Annotated in this window: 13 protein-coding genes, 1 other RNA gene and 1 riboswitch; of the genes, 6 read left to right on the top strand and 8 right to left on the bottom strand. The window is 65.7% G+C overall.

Annotation, left to right across the window (positions count from 1 at the left end):
* The first annotated feature begins 17 nt into the window (after positions 1 to 17).
* A complete protein-coding gene (locus F3J20_RS20485; protein WP_240162851.1) occupies positions 18 to 968 on the top strand; it encodes a cobalamin-binding protein in 951 nt (316 codons plus the stop codon).
* Between the two features lie 6 nt (positions 969 to 974).
* On the opposite strand, the gene cobC is transcribed toward F3J20_RS20485, so the two are convergent.
* The 6 genes from cobC to F3J20_RS20455 are packed head-to-tail and all read right to left on the bottom strand — an operon-like array spanning position 975 to position 7,426.
* Positions 975 to 1,565, bottom strand: a complete 591-nt coding sequence (gene cobC / locus F3J20_RS20480) for an alpha-ribazole phosphatase (protein WP_167036581.1) — start codon at positions 1,563 to 1,565, stop codon at positions 975 to 977.
* Positions 1,550 to 2,326, bottom strand: coding sequence for an adenosylcobinamide-GDP ribazoletransferase (locus F3J20_RS20475; protein WP_167284372.1), 777 nt, complete (start codon positions 2,324 to 2,326; stop codon positions 1,550 to 1,552). Before F3J20_RS20475 ends, cobC begins: the two co-directional genes overlap by 16 nt.
* A gap of 55 nt (positions 2,327 to 2,381) precedes the next feature.
* A complete protein-coding gene (gene cobT, locus F3J20_RS20470; RefSeq protein ID WP_167036575.1) occupies positions 2,382 to 3,443 on the bottom strand; it encodes a nicotinate-nucleotide--dimethylbenzimidazole phosphoribosyltransferase in 1,062 nt (353 codons plus the stop codon).
* A 45-nt stretch (positions 3,444 to 3,488) separates the two neighbouring features.
* A complete protein-coding gene (locus tag F3J20_RS20465; protein ID WP_167284371.1) occupies positions 3,489 to 4,331 on the bottom strand; it encodes an ABC transporter ATP-binding protein in 843 nt (280 codons plus the stop codon).
* The gene (locus tag F3J20_RS20460; protein WP_167036569.1) at positions 4,328 to 5,398 is read right to left on the bottom strand and encodes an iron ABC transporter permease; all 1,071 of its coding nucleotides are present in this window, start codon (positions 5,396 to 5,398) and stop codon (positions 4,328 to 4,330) included. Before F3J20_RS20460 ends, F3J20_RS20465 begins: the two co-directional genes overlap by 4 nt.
* A 27-nt stretch (positions 5,399 to 5,425) precedes the next feature.
* Complete coding sequence (locus tag F3J20_RS20455; protein ID WP_167284370.1) at positions 5,426 to 7,426, bottom strand: TonB-dependent receptor; 2,001 nt, start codon at positions 7,424 to 7,426, stop codon at positions 5,426 to 5,428.
* A gap of 89 nt (positions 7,427 to 7,515) precedes the next feature.
* Positions 7,516 to 7,776, bottom strand: a riboswitch (cobalamin riboswitch).
* Between the two features lie 208 nt (positions 7,777 to 7,984).
* On the opposite strand from F3J20_RS20455, the gene F3J20_RS20450 reads away from it, so the two are divergent.
* From F3J20_RS20450 to F3J20_RS20430, 5 genes are all read left to right on the top strand, one after another.
* Complete coding sequence (locus tag F3J20_RS20450) at positions 7,985 to 8,344, top strand: ATPase (RefSeq protein WP_167036563.1); 360 nt, start codon at positions 7,985 to 7,987, stop codon at positions 8,342 to 8,344.
* Positions 8,341 to 8,655, top strand: coding sequence for a cell division protein ZapA (locus tag F3J20_RS20445; protein ID WP_167036560.1), 315 nt, complete (start codon positions 8,341 to 8,343; stop codon positions 8,653 to 8,655). The genes F3J20_RS20450 and F3J20_RS20445 overlap by 4 nt, the downstream gene beginning before the upstream one ends.
* A gap of 177 nt (positions 8,656 to 8,832) precedes the next feature.
* Positions 8,833 to 9,014, top strand: a non-coding RNA gene (gene ssrS, locus F3J20_RS20440) — 6S RNA.
* A 131-nt stretch (positions 9,015 to 9,145) separates the two neighbouring features.
* A complete protein-coding gene (locus F3J20_RS20435; RefSeq protein ID WP_167284369.1) occupies positions 9,146 to 9,604 on the top strand; it encodes an EVE domain-containing protein in 459 nt (152 codons plus the stop codon).
* 262 nt (positions 9,605 to 9,866) lie between these two features.
* Positions 9,867 to 10,595 (top strand): SIMPL domain-containing protein, encoded by a 729-nt coding sequence (locus tag F3J20_RS20430; RefSeq protein WP_167036554.1) that lies wholly within the window; start codon positions 9,867 to 9,869, stop codon positions 10,593 to 10,595.
* 205 nt (positions 10,596 to 10,800) lie between these two features.
* On the opposite strand, the gene lgt is transcribed toward F3J20_RS20430, so the two are convergent.
* Both lgt and F3J20_RS20420 read right to left on the bottom strand, forming a co-directional pair.
* Positions 10,801 to 11,706 (bottom strand): prolipoprotein diacylglyceryl transferase, encoded by a 906-nt coding sequence (lgt, locus tag F3J20_RS20425; protein ID WP_167036551.1) that lies wholly within the window; start codon positions 11,704 to 11,706, stop codon positions 10,801 to 10,803.
* A gap of 36 nt (positions 11,707 to 11,742) precedes the next feature.
* Positions 11,743 to 12,834 carry a LysR family transcriptional regulator gene (locus tag F3J20_RS20420; RefSeq protein ID WP_167284368.1) on the bottom strand — a complete coding sequence of 364 codons (1,092 nt, stop codon included), beginning with the start codon at positions 12,832 to 12,834 and terminating at the stop codon, positions 11,743 to 11,745.
* Positions 12,835 to 13,202: the final 368 nt, after the last annotated feature.

Below are 13,202 nucleotides of genomic sequence, written 5' to 3'. Positions count from 1 at the left end.
TTCCAGGTCCTCGCCCGATGATCCGCTTCGCTTGCCCGCTCCACCGCTCTACGCTCCCGCTCCACCTGGCTCGTTTCCTCTGCGCCGTATCGCTCGGCCTCGCCGCGCTGACCGCGCACGCGGCGATCACCGTCACCGACGATAGCGGCGCGACCGTCACGCTCGCCGCGCCCGCGCAGCGCGTCATCAGCCTCGCGCCGCACGTCACCGAGTTGCTGTATGCGGCGGGCGGCGGCGCGAAAATGGTCGGCGCGGTTTCGTACAGCGACTATCCGCCCGAGGCGAAGCAGCTGCCGCGCGTCGGCGACAACAAAGCGCTCGACCTCGAACGCATCGTCGCGTTGAAGCCCGATCTGATCGTCGTGTGGCGGCACGGCAATGCGCAGCGTCAGCTCGACCGGCTGCGCGAACTGCATATCCCGCTCTTTTTCAGCGAGCCGCGCCATCTCGACGACGTCGCCGTATCGCTGACGAAGCTCGGTCAATTGCTCGGCACGTCGGCGACGGCCGATGCGGCGGCGGCCGCGTATCGCGACGACATCGCGCGACTGCGCGCGCAGTACGCGAGCCGGCCGGTCGTCAGCGTGTTCTACCAGGTCTGGGACAAACCGTTGATGACGCTCAACGGCGAGCACATGATCAGCGACGTGATCGCGCTGTGCGGCGGACGCAATGTCTTCGCGCAATTGCAGCCGCTCGTGCCGACCGTGTCGACCGAAGCGGTGCTCGCGGCGAATCCCGAGGCGATCGTCACCGCCGCGCCGGGCGCGACGCGTCCCGACACGACGCTGCCGCAACTCGACACGTGGCGCGCATGGCCGGGCCTTGCCGCGGTCGCGAACAACAACCTCTTCGCGATCGACGGCGATCTCATCAACCGTCCGGCGCCTCGCATCGCGCAGGGCGCGCGCGAACTCTGCGAAGACCTCGACCTCGCGCGCTCACGCAGAAAACCGCGCGCGCCGTAAATCCCCTCACGCATTCCAGCGCACCAGCACCCACTGCTGCGTGGCCTCGTTGCGCCGCAGCCAGACGATGCCGGTCATATCGAGCGCCCAGTGCAGACAACGCGCGAGCGGCACGTCGAGCACCTGCGAGGCGATCGCGCGAATCACGCCCGCGTGCGTGACCACATAGGCCGGCGACAACTCGCGTGTCTGCGCGAACGCATCGAACCACGCATGCACGCGCTGTGCGAACTGCGCGACGCTCTCGCCGCCATGCGCGCATGCATGCTCGAAATCGGCGGCCCAGTCGTCGAGCTGCGCGCGATCGATCGCGTCCCAGCGCTGCGTTTCCCAAGCGCCGAAATTCATTTCCTTCAGACGTTCGTCATGGCTGACCACGCAGCCGAAGTCGCTCGCGATCTCGGTGGCGAGCGCCGCGCAGCGCGTGAGCGGACTCGAAATCAGCACGCGCGGCGCCGGCACCTGCAAGGTCGCGAGCCGCAGCGCGAGCGCGCTCGCCGACACCTCGGCGCTTTCGGCCAATGCGACGTCGCTGTGTCCGTAACAGATGCCCGCATCGAGCGCGACGGCGGGATGACGAATCAGGACGATATCCATGCGAGCCCCACCAGATAGATGCTCAATTCGAAAACCTGCTGCGCGAAGCCGAGGCAATCGCCGGTATAGCCGCCGATGCGTCTCACGAAATAACGGCCGATCGCCACGCGCAGCACGAGCAGCACACAGCATGCCGCAAGCGCGAAACGCCAGTCGGGCGCGCCGCGTCCGTTCGGCCACAGCAGCCACAGCAAACCGAACAGCGCCGCGCAGGCCAGCGCGGGACCGCTCAGGCGCTGTGCGACCGGCTTCGCCTTGCCCTCGGCGCGCACGTAGTCGAGCGTGGCCAGATAGCTGATCGCCATCGCGCGGCTCGCGCCGTGCGCCGCGATCATCAGACCGGCCGCGCGTGACGGCGGCAAGGCCGCGAGCGTTTGCCACTTCAACGCGAGCGCGACGACGAGCGCGATCGCACCGAATGCGCCGACGCGCGAGTCGTGCATGATGCGCAACACGTCCTCGCGCGAATAGGCGCCACCGAACGCATCGACGCAATCGGCGAGACCGTCTTCGTGAAACGCGCCCGTGACGAGCAGCGACGCGGCCATCGACAGCAGCACCGCGACGCCCGCCGGAAATACGCGCAACGCGGCGAGATAGACGAGCGCGCTCAAGCCGCCGATCAATACGCCGACGAGCGGAAAGTAGCGCGCCGCCGCATTCAGATAATGCGGCTCGTAGCCCACCCAGCGCGGCACGGGCACGCGCGTGAAATAACCGAGCGCCGTGAAGAAGTAGCGCAATTCCGCGAGCGGGTTCATGAGCGGGGCGAGGTTCGCGTCACGTCACGCCTTGGGTCACACCTTAGGTCACACATCATCCCTCGCGATCGGCCACGCCGGCCGAGTCGAAACTCGCCATCTCGTTGACGAAGGCCGTCGCCGCGCGCAGCAGCGGCACCGCGAGTGCCGCGCCGGTGCCCTCGCCGAGCCGCATGTCGAGCGACAGCAGCGGCTGCGCGCCGAAATGATCGAGCATGCGCCGATGCCCGGCCTCGTTCGACGCATGCGCGAACACGCAGTACTCGCGCACCTCGGGTGCGAACGCATCGGCAACGAGTAGCGCCGACGTCGCGATGAAGCCGTCGACGAGAATCGTCATGCGTGCTTCGGCGGCCGCGAGATACGCGCCCGCCATCATCGCGATCTCGAAGCCGCCGAACGTCGCGAGCACGTCGAGCGGCGCCGGCGTTGGCGCGTGATGCGCAAGCGCCGCCGCGAGCACGTTGCGCTTGCGCGCGAGCCCCGCGTTGTCGAGACCGGTGCCGCGCCCGACGCATTCGTCGAGCGGCACGTCGCACAAGCGGCTCATCAGACACGCGGCCGACGAGGTGTTCGCGATCCCCATCTCGCCGAAGCCGATCACATTGGTGCCGAGCGCCGCGTGATGACGCACGCGCGCCGCGCCCGCCTGCAAGGCGGCCAGCGCCTCGGCCTGGGTCATCGCCGGTTCGTGCGCGAAATTGCGCGTGCCCGGTGCGACAGGAATGTCGACGAGCCCTTGCGTCGTCGGCAACGGCGTCGCGATGCCCGCATTGACCACTTCGAGCTCGATGCCCGCGACGCGGCTCAGCGCATTGATCGCCGCGCCGCCCGCGAGAAAATTGGCGACCATCTGCGCGGTCACCGCTTGCGGATACGGGCTCACGCCTTCGGCGGCAATGCCGTGATCGCCGGCGAAGACGATCATGGCCGGGCGCGCGACCGTCGGATGCGTGCTGCGTTGAATCAGCCCCATCTGCCGCGCGAGCGTTTCCAGACGGCCGAGGCTGCCGGGCGGCTTGGTCCGCGTATCGATGATGTGTTGCAGCTCGGCGCGCAGCGTCTGATCGAGCGGAGCGACGTTGGGCAAACCGGCCGGGCGTGGAAAGCGAGTCATAGGTATAAGCGGAAATCGCCGCAAAAGAATGTCGGAATAAAAAAGTCAGCCTGATGCAATGTCATGATCGGCATGCGATTCATGACGCATACGCGGCGCGGGAATCAGCGCCTCGTGCTCGCCGTCGCGAATCAGAATCAGCGGATAGCCGAACGCGCGGCTCGTCAATTCGGGCGTCAACACGGCGCGCACCAGGCCGGCGCATGCGCCGCCTGCTCCATCGAGCAGCAATGCGTGCGTCGCGAAGCGGCGCGCGAGATTCAGATCGTGACACGAAAACAGCACACAGCGCCGCGGTTCCTGCGTCCATGCAACGAGCGCTTCGAGGCAATCGATCTGATGATGCAGGTCGAGATGCGACAGCGGTTCGTCGAGCAGCAGAAGCGGCGCATCCTGGCACAACACGGCCGCCAGCGCGACACGTTGGCGCTCGCCGCCCGATAACGACAGCACATCGCGCGCGGCGAAACTGCCCAGGCCGAGCCGTTCGAGCGCCGCCTGCGCGGCCGCGCGATCCGCGTCGCGCTCCCACCCCCAGCCGCCGAGATGCGGAAAGCGGTTCAGCATCACGATGTCGAGCACGCTGGCGCTGAACGCATCGTGCGCGCTTTGCGGCATCAACGCGCGGTGCCGTGCGAGCGGCAACGGCGGCCAGTCGGCAAGACGCCTGCCATCGAGTTCGACGTGCCCCGCCGACGCCGGCCGCAGCCCCGCGAGCGTGGACAGCAGCGTTGTCTTGCCCGCGCCGTTCGGCCCGGCGACGCACCAGATTTCGCCGGCATGGAAGGTCTGCGTGAACGCATCGAGCAAGGTGCGCGCGCCGGCGCGCAACGTCACGCGTTGCGCGCTCAGCGCCGAAGCCGGGACGGTATCGTGGGCGCGTGTCATGGACGCCTCTTCAGCAGCATCCAGAGAAACACCGGCACGCCGACCAGCGACGTCATCACGCCGACCGGCAACTGCGCGGGCGCAATCACAGTGCGCGCGACGAGATCCGCGCCCATCACCGCGACGCCGCCGCCGAGCGCGGCCGCCGGCAACAGCATGCGCTGATCGTTGCCGAACGCGAGCCGCAGCATGTGCGGCACCACGAGGCCGACGAAGCCGATCGTGCCCGCCGTCGTCACGGCAGCGGCAGCCGCAAGCGAGGCCACCAGGTACACGCGCAGACGCAACGGCATGACCGCAACGCCCAACGCCTGCGCGGCCGCATCGCCGCGCAGCAGCACGTTCAGGCGCGGCGCGGCGGGCACGATCACAAGCAGCGCGAGCAGCAGCGCGACGAGCGCGGTCCACGGCAGCGCGCCGCCGTTGAGGTCGCCGGTCAGCCAGAACAGCATGCCGCGCAAGCGGCTGTCGGGCGCGAGATTGAGCAGCAGCGTAATCAGCGCGCCCCACCCCGCCGCGATCACCGCACCGGTCAGGAGCAGCCGCGGCGACGTGTCCTGCGGTTCGCCGCGCCATAACTCGCGCCGCGCGAGGCCAAGCACGAGCAGGATCGACACCAACGCACCGGCGAACGCACTCGCATCGACGATCCACCATGCGCCGCCCGCGATCATCGCCACGAGCGCGAACGTCGCCGCGCCGCCCGATACGCCGAGCACATACGGCTCGGCCAGCGGATTGCGCAACAGCACCTGCAGCAGCGCGCCGGCGAGCGCGAGCAACGCCCCGCACGCGAAGCCCGCGAGCGCGCGCGGCAAGCGCAACGTACGCACGATCTCGCCGGCGAGGTCGTCGGCGCGCGCGGGTCCGGCATGCCACGGCATCAACGCGGCCAGCACGCGCGATGGCGCGAGCGGCACGCTGCCGAGCGCGAGCGACGCGACCAGCACGGCCAGGGCGATGACCGCGAGTCCGAGCCAGATCGCGGCCGCGCGCCTTGCGTTCATCGTGCGCATGGTAGGCGTGACGTGGCCGGCAGCCGGCAGCGAGCCCGGCGCGCGATTCATGCGCGCGCGCTCACGCCGGTGCGTGCGTTACTGCTGCTGCCAGCCAAGCGTGACGTAGGCACCGCGTCGCGGCGAGTTATACGAGTAGGCCGTTTCATAGTCCTTGTTCAGCAGATTCTCGATTTGCGCGCTCACGTACCACGCTTTCGTGATGTTGTAGCGCGCCGACAGATTCACGATGCCATAGCCGCCCAGATTGCCGGTGCTGTCCACGCGCGGGCCGCTCACGATCCACTCGCCGCCCACGCGCCAGCCGCCGATGCTGCGATTGATCGCGAGCGAGCCGAAGCGTCGCGCGCGCCGCACGAGGTCGACGTCGTTGTCGAGATCGACGGGATTCTGCAGCGTCAGCGAGGCGCGCACGTCGGTCTTGCCGACATGCCCGCTCCACGATCCTTCGAGCCCCTGCACTTTCGCGTGCCCGACGTTCTCGGCCAGATAGATGCCGGGGATCGTCTGCACGTAATCGATCAGATTCGTATAGCGCGTCTGAAAGGCACTGACACGCACCACGCCGAGCAGGTTCGATGCGTACTGCAAACCCGCTTCGACCGAATGACTGCGCTCGGGCCGGATCGACGGATTGCCGCTCAACGGATAGTACAGATCGTCGAAGCTCGGCGCGCGGAACGCGTCCGAATAGCTTGCGGTTGCCTTCCAGTGCGAGGTGATGTCGAAGCCATAGCCGAGATAGTAACTGTTCGCCCCGCCGAAATCGGAGTACTGGTCGCGCCGCACGTTAGCCTGAATCTGATTGCGGCCGAAGCGCGCGGTATAGCCCGCGAATACCGAATCGACGTGACGGTTGGGCGCCGCGAACGTATCGGAATCGAGGCTCTGATCGAGATGCTCGTAGCCGAGTTGCAGCTTCTGGTTCGCGGCCAGCGCGAAATCGTTCTGCCAGGTGTACTGGCGATTGTCGGTATCGAAGCGGCCGTTGTCGATGCCGTTGGTATTCGACACGCTGCGGTCGTCGCCCTCGGCGACCGTGAAATGCGTGGTCCACCAGTCGGTCAGCTTGCCGTTCGCGAACACCGAGACCTGACGCACCTTGCTATAGAGGTTGTTCAGATCGGTCGGCTCGCCATAGGCGTTGTCGTAGCTGTTGTTGCCGTTCGACTGGAAATAGGTGACGCCGGCGTCCCACCTGTCGCTGAACTTGTGACGCAGCGATGCCGAGAGGCTCTCGTTCAGATTGCCGTTCGCGTTCGGATTCGCGCCGGGCGCTTGCAGCGGATCGAGCGAGGAAAAGCCATCGGTTTTGGTGCGCGCGAGCGAGATGCTGAAGGTCGTGCGGCCGTCCTGATCGAGCGCGCCATTGACGCCGATGGTTTGCGTCTGCGTGTGATAACTGCCGTAGCCCAGCGAAAAATTGAAGCGCGGCGGATGATCGCCGCCATCTTTCGTGAACACCTGCACGACGCCGCCAATCGCACCCGAGCCGTACAACGCCGAGACATTGCCGTTCACGACCTCGACGTGATCGACCTGGTCGAGCGGAATCTGCGCGAGTTGCGCGGAACCGAGGCTCACCGAATCGACGCGCACGCCGTCGATCAGCACCAGCGATTGCGTCGACGACGCGCCGCGCAAAAAGAGGCTCGTCGTCGAACCGGGGCCACCTGTACGCGAGATTTGCGCGCCGGGCGCGAGCTGCAGCAGGCCGGGCAGATCGGTCGCGGTCGTGTCGGCAATGTCCTGCTGATCGAACAGCGTGGTCGGCGGGATCGTATCGGCGAGTGCCTGCGGTCCGCGTTCGGCGGTCACGACGACTGGCGAGAGTACGGTGGCCGGCGGGTTCGCGCGGGGGCTCGCATCGGCATCGGTATTCGCATCGGCGGACGCGCTCGAAGCTGAAGCCGATGATGCGGCCGACGAAGCAGCCGGCGAAGCAACGGGCGATGCAACATCGGCCGGCACGGAAGACGCCGCCGACGCGGCAGCCGTGGTCCCGGCAGTCTGCGCATGCACGACGGGCGGCAGACCCGCGAACGCGAGCAGCGCCGCGCGGGCGAAGGGGGACAGCATGGGTGAGAGTCCTGTGGATAGCGTGCGCAGCCCGCTTCCCCGCAGGCCGCCGCGTAACGAGGCGCCCCCGATGTTTAACGTTTTCGCGGGGGACGTCCTCTCCCTCTGGCCGGTATCCGGGCTGCGACACATCGGCCCCGCCTTCCCACGCGTGACGCGCAGTGGCACACTTGCAGGTTAAGCTTCGACCTGCAATCAGGACCGACCTGCATGACGAGATGCGGTCGCTTACCGTTGCGGGGGCAGCGCAGGTTCGCGCGTGCCGGTGTCGAACCCCGCGCGCGCCCTGCTTCCCGTTTAACTGCGCGCGCCGAAAAGCGCGCGCGGGCACCAGAGTGCGGCCAGTTTAGGAGCGACCCCGGCGAGCGTCAAGAAAGGTCAATCCCTGCGCGAGCCGTGCCGTTGAGTGCAGGTTATTGTCCGATCGACGAGCGGTTTTTCATCTTATGGTCGGGAAAATGCTTGCATAAAGCCAAGTTGTTACGTCTCGAAACGAGACAATTGTCGGAACCTGTAACATTCCGCGCTAAAATGCGAGGTCTTTAGAGGACGCAGCACATGCTCACCGAACTCGAATCACTCTCCCAGAACATCGGCAAGCTGATTGCGATCAGCCAGCGCCACCATGAAGCGCGGCTCGCGCTCGAAGAACAACTCGCGCACACGCGTGCCGAAGTCGAAGCCACGCATGCGGAACTCGCGCAATTGCGCGGGGAGCGCGATGCCCTGCAGGCGGAACGCGATGCGCTCTCCGCCAAGATCGACGACGCTCAGGTGCGCCTGAATGCGATTCTCGAGAAATTGCCGCGTGCCCGCGCGAGCAGCGAACCGGATAACCAGCTCGATCTGCTCGACTCCGCTCAACCCGAACCCGAGGAAGCGGAAAGCGACGTGAGCCGCCACGGAGAAAACGCATGACCACCAAGCAGATCGAAGTATCGATTCTCGACGTACCGTATCGTCTCGCCTGCTCGCCGGAAACCGAAGCCGCCCTGCTCGAAGCGGTCGCACGCGTCGATGCGGAAATGAAGAAAATCCGCAACGGCAGCAACGTGCGCGGCACGGATCGCATTGCCGTCATGGCCGCGCTGTCGCTGGCATCGGAACTGCTTAAGCTGCAAAACAGCGTGCGACACGGAGAAGCATTTCCCGCTGAAGAAATCCGGCGTACAATGCAGCAAATGAACGAACAGCTCGGTACTGTGATTGAACAGTACAGCTTGCAGTAAGCGGTCACAGCCGGCTTCGAACCCAATGTCGAACCGGTCGTGAATTCAACGAAGTAACTTGAAACGCAGTACTTTTTTGCAAAGCGGGTGTGCGGTGTTGGTAAAGCACATGAGCACCTCTCGCAAGCGTTTGAGTTCTTCTGTTAAAGTTTGAACTGCTGTAGCTTCATCGGTTTAGCTTCCCTGCCTGGTTCGCCAAGGTCATATATTCCTTGAACCAATGCCATGTGCACGGTTGCGGAAATTTGTAGCACGGGCGTGCGCGTCACTCTGTCTGATGTACCCGAAGTGTTGCTAACTGCGACCAATTCTGAACCCCCGGTTCAGGATGCCGGCCTAGCGGCTAAGGCGGGGACCTTATCTGGAACGGCATCGTACTTCGGTTCGATGCCGTTTTTCTTTGGGCTGCGTTTTCCGGTGCTGCTTTCAGGTGCTTTTTGCAGGCGCCGGTTCGCGCGCGTCGTTCAATCCCTCACGTTCAATTCGATTCATGCGCTACTGGCTGATGAAGTCCGAACCGGACGAAGCAAGCATCGACGATCTCGCCAACGCACCGCATCGCACGTTGCCGTGGACCGGCGTGCGCAACTATCAGGCACGCAATTTCATGCGCGACACCATGCAGATCGGCGACGGCGTGCTCTTCTACCATTCGAGCTGCCCCAAGCCCGGCATCGCGGGCATCGCGGAAGTGTCGTCCACCGCGTATCCTGACCCGACCCAGTTCGATAACAAGAGTCCGTACTACGACGCGAAGTCGTCGCAGGAAACGCCGCGCTGGATGCTCGTCGACGTCGTGTTCAAAAAGAAGATTCCGCTGATTCCGCTTGCTGCGCTGCGCGAGCATGCCGAGTTGCAGGACATGCGTGTGCTCGCCAAAGGCAACCGTCTGTCGATCACGCCGGTGACCGAAGCCGAATGGCGTTTCATCACAAAACAGCTTGTTTGAGGGCATATCCGGCGTTCGCTCGTGACTTATGACGAACGGGTGAACGCACCGTGTTGTTCTCCACATGGCGGATAACGCCGAATTAGGGAACCAAGACAACGCGAGCCGCGCCTAATGATCGGACACGCGTGTTGCAGGGCTCATTGAAGGGCTTCGCCTGGCCGGCGAGCCAGCCCGTCGCGAAAGCGAACCCGCAACCCCTACGCCATCACATGTCACTTGTGTCACACGTGCACAACCTGTTCATACAAGGAGTTCAACAATGACGAAACAAGCCGCACGGGCCCTCGCACTCGCTCTCGCCTGCACCGCGCCTGTCGCGCTCGCGCTGACCCCGACCCTCGCGCGCGCGCAAAGCGTCATGCCGCAGCCCGCGGGCGTGCTGTCGCTCAATGCGCAGGCGAGCGCGGAAGTCCCGCAGGACGTCGTCGACATCACATTGTTTTACGAGCAGGAAGCGAGCGATCCGTCCTCGCTCACGGCCACGCTGAACGAGCGCGCCGACGCCGCCTTGCAGAAGGCGCGCGGCGTCAGCGGCGTAACGGCGCGCACGGGCGCATTCTCGATCTTCCCATCCACCGATCGCGATGGCCACATTTCGACGTGGCGCGGCCGCGCCGAAGTCGTGCTCGAATCCCGCGACTTCGGTTCGGCATCGAAGCTCGCGGGACAGATGGCATCGATCATGCAGGTCGGCAACGTGAGTTTCTCGCTGTCGCCGGAAGCGCAGCGTGCCGCCGAGCAAAAGCTCACCGGCGAGGCGATCCGATCGTTCCGCGAACAGGCCGCTTCGTCGGCGCAGGCATTCGGCTTTAATGGCTATTCGATCCGCGAGGTCAATGTGAATCACGGCGGCGTCATGCCGCGCCCGGTCATGATGATGAGCGCGCGTGCCATGGGCGCCGAAGCGAAGAGCGTGGCGCCGATGCCGCTCGAAGGCGGCACGTCGACGGTGACGGTCAACGTGTCGGGATCGGTGCAGATGAAGTAACGCGCGCGCGGGAACGCAAACGCGCAAACACACATACCTGCAAGGAAAAACGCCACGGCATGTCTTCATGCCGTGGCGTTTCTATTTGCAGGTCCTGAAAACTCTAAAGGTTCTAAAGACCCACCGCGCCAACCGCCACGCTGCCCGACAAGACAAGGCAAACCGTGGCGCGCGGCTCGACGGATCAACCGCATCGACCCAAGGCTCAGCTCGCGCTCACCGCCTGCGCCGACTCGCGGCGCCCGCGTCGATAGGCCCACACCATCAGGCCGATGCCCGCGAGAATCATCGGCAGCGACAGCCATTGCCCCATCGACAGACCCATTGCGAGCAGGCCAAGGAAATCGTCCGGCTCGCGTGCGAACTCGACCGTAAAGCGTGCGAGGCCATAGCCGATCAGGAACATCGCGGAAATCGCGCCGAGCGGCTTCGGCTTGCGCGAGAAGAAGATCAGCACGAAGAACAGCGCCACGCCTTCGAGCGCGATCTCGTACAGTTCCGACGGATGCCGCGGCAGCATGTGATATTGCGCGAACACTTCGTTCAGATGCCATTGCGCGGCCAGTTGCGGATGCGCGGTGAGCCATGCGGCATCGTCGGGCGCGGCGCCCGGAAACAGCATTGCCCACGGCGAAGCCGGATCGGTCACGCGGCCCCACAGCTCGCCGTTGATGAAGTTGCCGAGGCGCCCCGCCGCGAGGCCCGTGGGCACCATCGGCGCAACGAAGTCGGTGACTTGCAGCCACGAGCGCTTGCGCTGATACGCGAACAGGATCATCGCGAGCGTGACGCCGAGAAAGCCGCCGTGAAACGACATGCCGCCTTCCCACACCTTGAAGATGTCGAGCGGATGCGCGAAGTAGAAGCTCGCCTTGTAGAACAGCACGTAGCCGAGCCGGCCGCCGAGGATCGTACCGAGCACGCCGTAGAACAGCATGTCGTCGATATCCTTCGCGCTCCAGCCCTGCGCGGCGACGTACGGCAAACGCAGCCGCAGCCGGCCGACGACGATCGCCGCGATGAACGCGACGAGGTACATCAGGCCATACCAGCGCACGGCGAGCGGCCCCAGATGAATGGCGACGGGGTCGAAATTGGGGTGAATAAGCATCGTGTGGTTATGGGCAGTTCAGGTTCAGGAATGCTTCTACAGCAGAGGTTTTACAGCAGCGTCGCCGCGCTCGGCGCGCGGCGCGACCGTCGCGGCATGCGCGCGCACGATCTCGATGAAGCCCGCGAGCACCGGACTCACCTCGTCCGTACGCCAGACGAGACCCGTTTCGATTGCGGGCACCGACTCGGACAGCGGCCGGTACACGACGCCCGTGCGCCGCAGGTTACGCAACGATTGCGGCACCAGTGCGACGCCCATGCCGGCCGACACGAGGCTGACGATGGTCTGCATCTGGATCGCCTCCTGGCCGATCCGGGGAGCGAGACCCGCGACGCCGTAGCAATCCATAATGATGTCATAAAAGCCTGGCGCCAGACGTCTTGGGAAGATCACGAGCGGCGCGTCGGCGAGATCGCGCAGGCTCACCGGCGTGTCGAGCCATTCCGCGCCGGGGTCGGCGCCGGGCTTGCCTCGTGCCTTTCCTATCTCTCCAGCCTCGCCCTTCTCGCGGCCACGCCCACCGTCCTTCAGACCGTCTTCCACCCCGCCATTCACGCCGCCCGCGCCTGGCACACGCGCCGCCATCTCCGTCGACATCGCGATCACGAGCGGCTCGCGCGCGATCGGCAGCCACGACAGCTGCGCGGCATGGCGCGGCGGCAGCGGCGCGATCACGAGCCCGGCGTCGATGCGCCCCGCCACCAATTCCTCGACCTGCACGTCGCTGGTGGCCTCGGTCAGTTCGAGCCGCACGCGCGGATGGCGCGCGCCGAAATCGCGCAGGAGCAGCGGCAGCAAGCCGTAATCGGCGGTGGAAACGAACGCGAGCGACAGCACGCCCGCCTCGCCGCGCGCGAGGCTCTGCGCGAGCGGGCGCAGCCCCTCGGCCGCCGCAAGCAGGCGCTGCACCTCGGGCAGGAGGTCGGCGCCGACCGCCGTCAGTTCGACCGAGCGCTTGGTGCGCGCGAACAGCTCGACGCCGAGCGTCTCCTCGAGCGCACGGATCGCCTGCGAGAGCGGCGGCTGCGTCATCGACAAACGCGCGGCCGCGCGGCCGAAGTGCTTTTCCTCGGCCACGGCGACGAAGTAGCGCAACTGGCGCAGATCGGGAATCGTCGGCAGCATGATGAAGACCCGGATTAATATGTTTTACGACCTGAACACGCGCAAATAATACACGCGACGCATGATACGCAAAACCGCCTGTCTGCCCGGCGCGGCGGCACTACACTGAACGGATGTGCCGGCGCGCCCGCTGGCGCATGCCCCGGCGGCTGCCCCCGGGCGGGGCGCGAGCCGCGCCGGCGCCCCGCCCTCGCGGCCCGGATCACGAACAGAACAGACAGACTGGAGCGTCCCCATGGCATACAACCGTCGTTCGAAAAACATCACGCAAGGTGTAGCGCGCTCGCCGAATCGCTCGATGTACTACGCGCTCGGCTACCAGAAAGAGGACTTCGACAAGCCGATGATCGGCGTCGCCAACGGCCACT

The organism is Paraburkholderia sp. Cy-641 (assembly GCF_011752945.1).
In the GTDB taxonomy this organism is placed as follows: Bacteria; Pseudomonadota; Gammaproteobacteria; order Burkholderiales; family Burkholderiaceae; genus Paraburkholderia.
This window is presented reverse-complemented; position numbering and strand designations above follow the sequence as displayed.

Bases quoted from the DNA above. Each gene is read 5' to 3' on its own strand.
- F3J20_RS20475 (WP_167284372.1), bottom strand. From the start codon at position 2,326: ATGAACCCGCTCGCGGAATTGCGCTACTTCTTCACGGCGCTCGGTTAT.
- F3J20_RS20460 (WP_167036569.1), bottom strand. From the start codon at position 5,398: ATGAATCGCGCGCCGGGCTCGCTGCCGGCTGCCGGCCACGTCACGCCT.
- F3J20_RS20455 (WP_167284370.1), bottom strand. From the start codon at position 7,426: ATGCTGTCCCCCTTCGCCCGCGCGGCGCTGCTCGCGTTCGCGGGTCTG.
- F3J20_RS20485 (WP_240162851.1), top strand. From the start codon at position 18: ATGATCCGCTTCGCTTGCCCGCTCCACCGCTCTACGCTCCCGCTCCAC.
- cobT (WP_167036575.1), bottom strand. From the start codon at position 3,443: ATGACTCGCTTTCCACGCCCGGCCGGTTTGCCCAACGTCGCTCCGCTC.
- cobC (WP_167036581.1), bottom strand. From the start codon at position 1,565: ATGGATATCGTCCTGATTCGTCATCCCGCCGTCGCGCTCGATGCGGGC.
- F3J20_RS20420 (WP_167284368.1), bottom strand. From the start codon at position 12,834: ATGCTGCCGACGATTCCCGATCTGCGCCAGTTGCGCTACTTCGTCGCC.
- F3J20_RS20445 (WP_167036560.1), top strand. From the start codon at position 8,341: ATGACCACCAAGCAGATCGAAGTATCGATTCTCGACGTACCGTATCGT.
- lgt (WP_167036551.1), bottom strand. From the start codon at position 11,706: ATGCTTATTCACCCCAATTTCGACCCCGTCGCCATTCATCTGGGGCCG.
- F3J20_RS20435 (WP_167284369.1), top strand. From the start codon at position 9,146: ATGCGCTACTGGCTGATGAAGTCCGAACCGGACGAAGCAAGCATCGAC.
- F3J20_RS20450 (WP_167036563.1), top strand. From the start codon at position 7,985: ATGCTCACCGAACTCGAATCACTCTCCCAGAACATCGGCAAGCTGATT.
- F3J20_RS20430 (WP_167036554.1), top strand. From the start codon at position 9,867: ATGACGAAACAAGCCGCACGGGCCCTCGCACTCGCTCTCGCCTGCACC.
- F3J20_RS20465 (WP_167284371.1), bottom strand. From the start codon at position 4,331: ATGACACGCGCCCACGATACCGTCCCGGCTTCGGCGCTGAGCGCGCAA.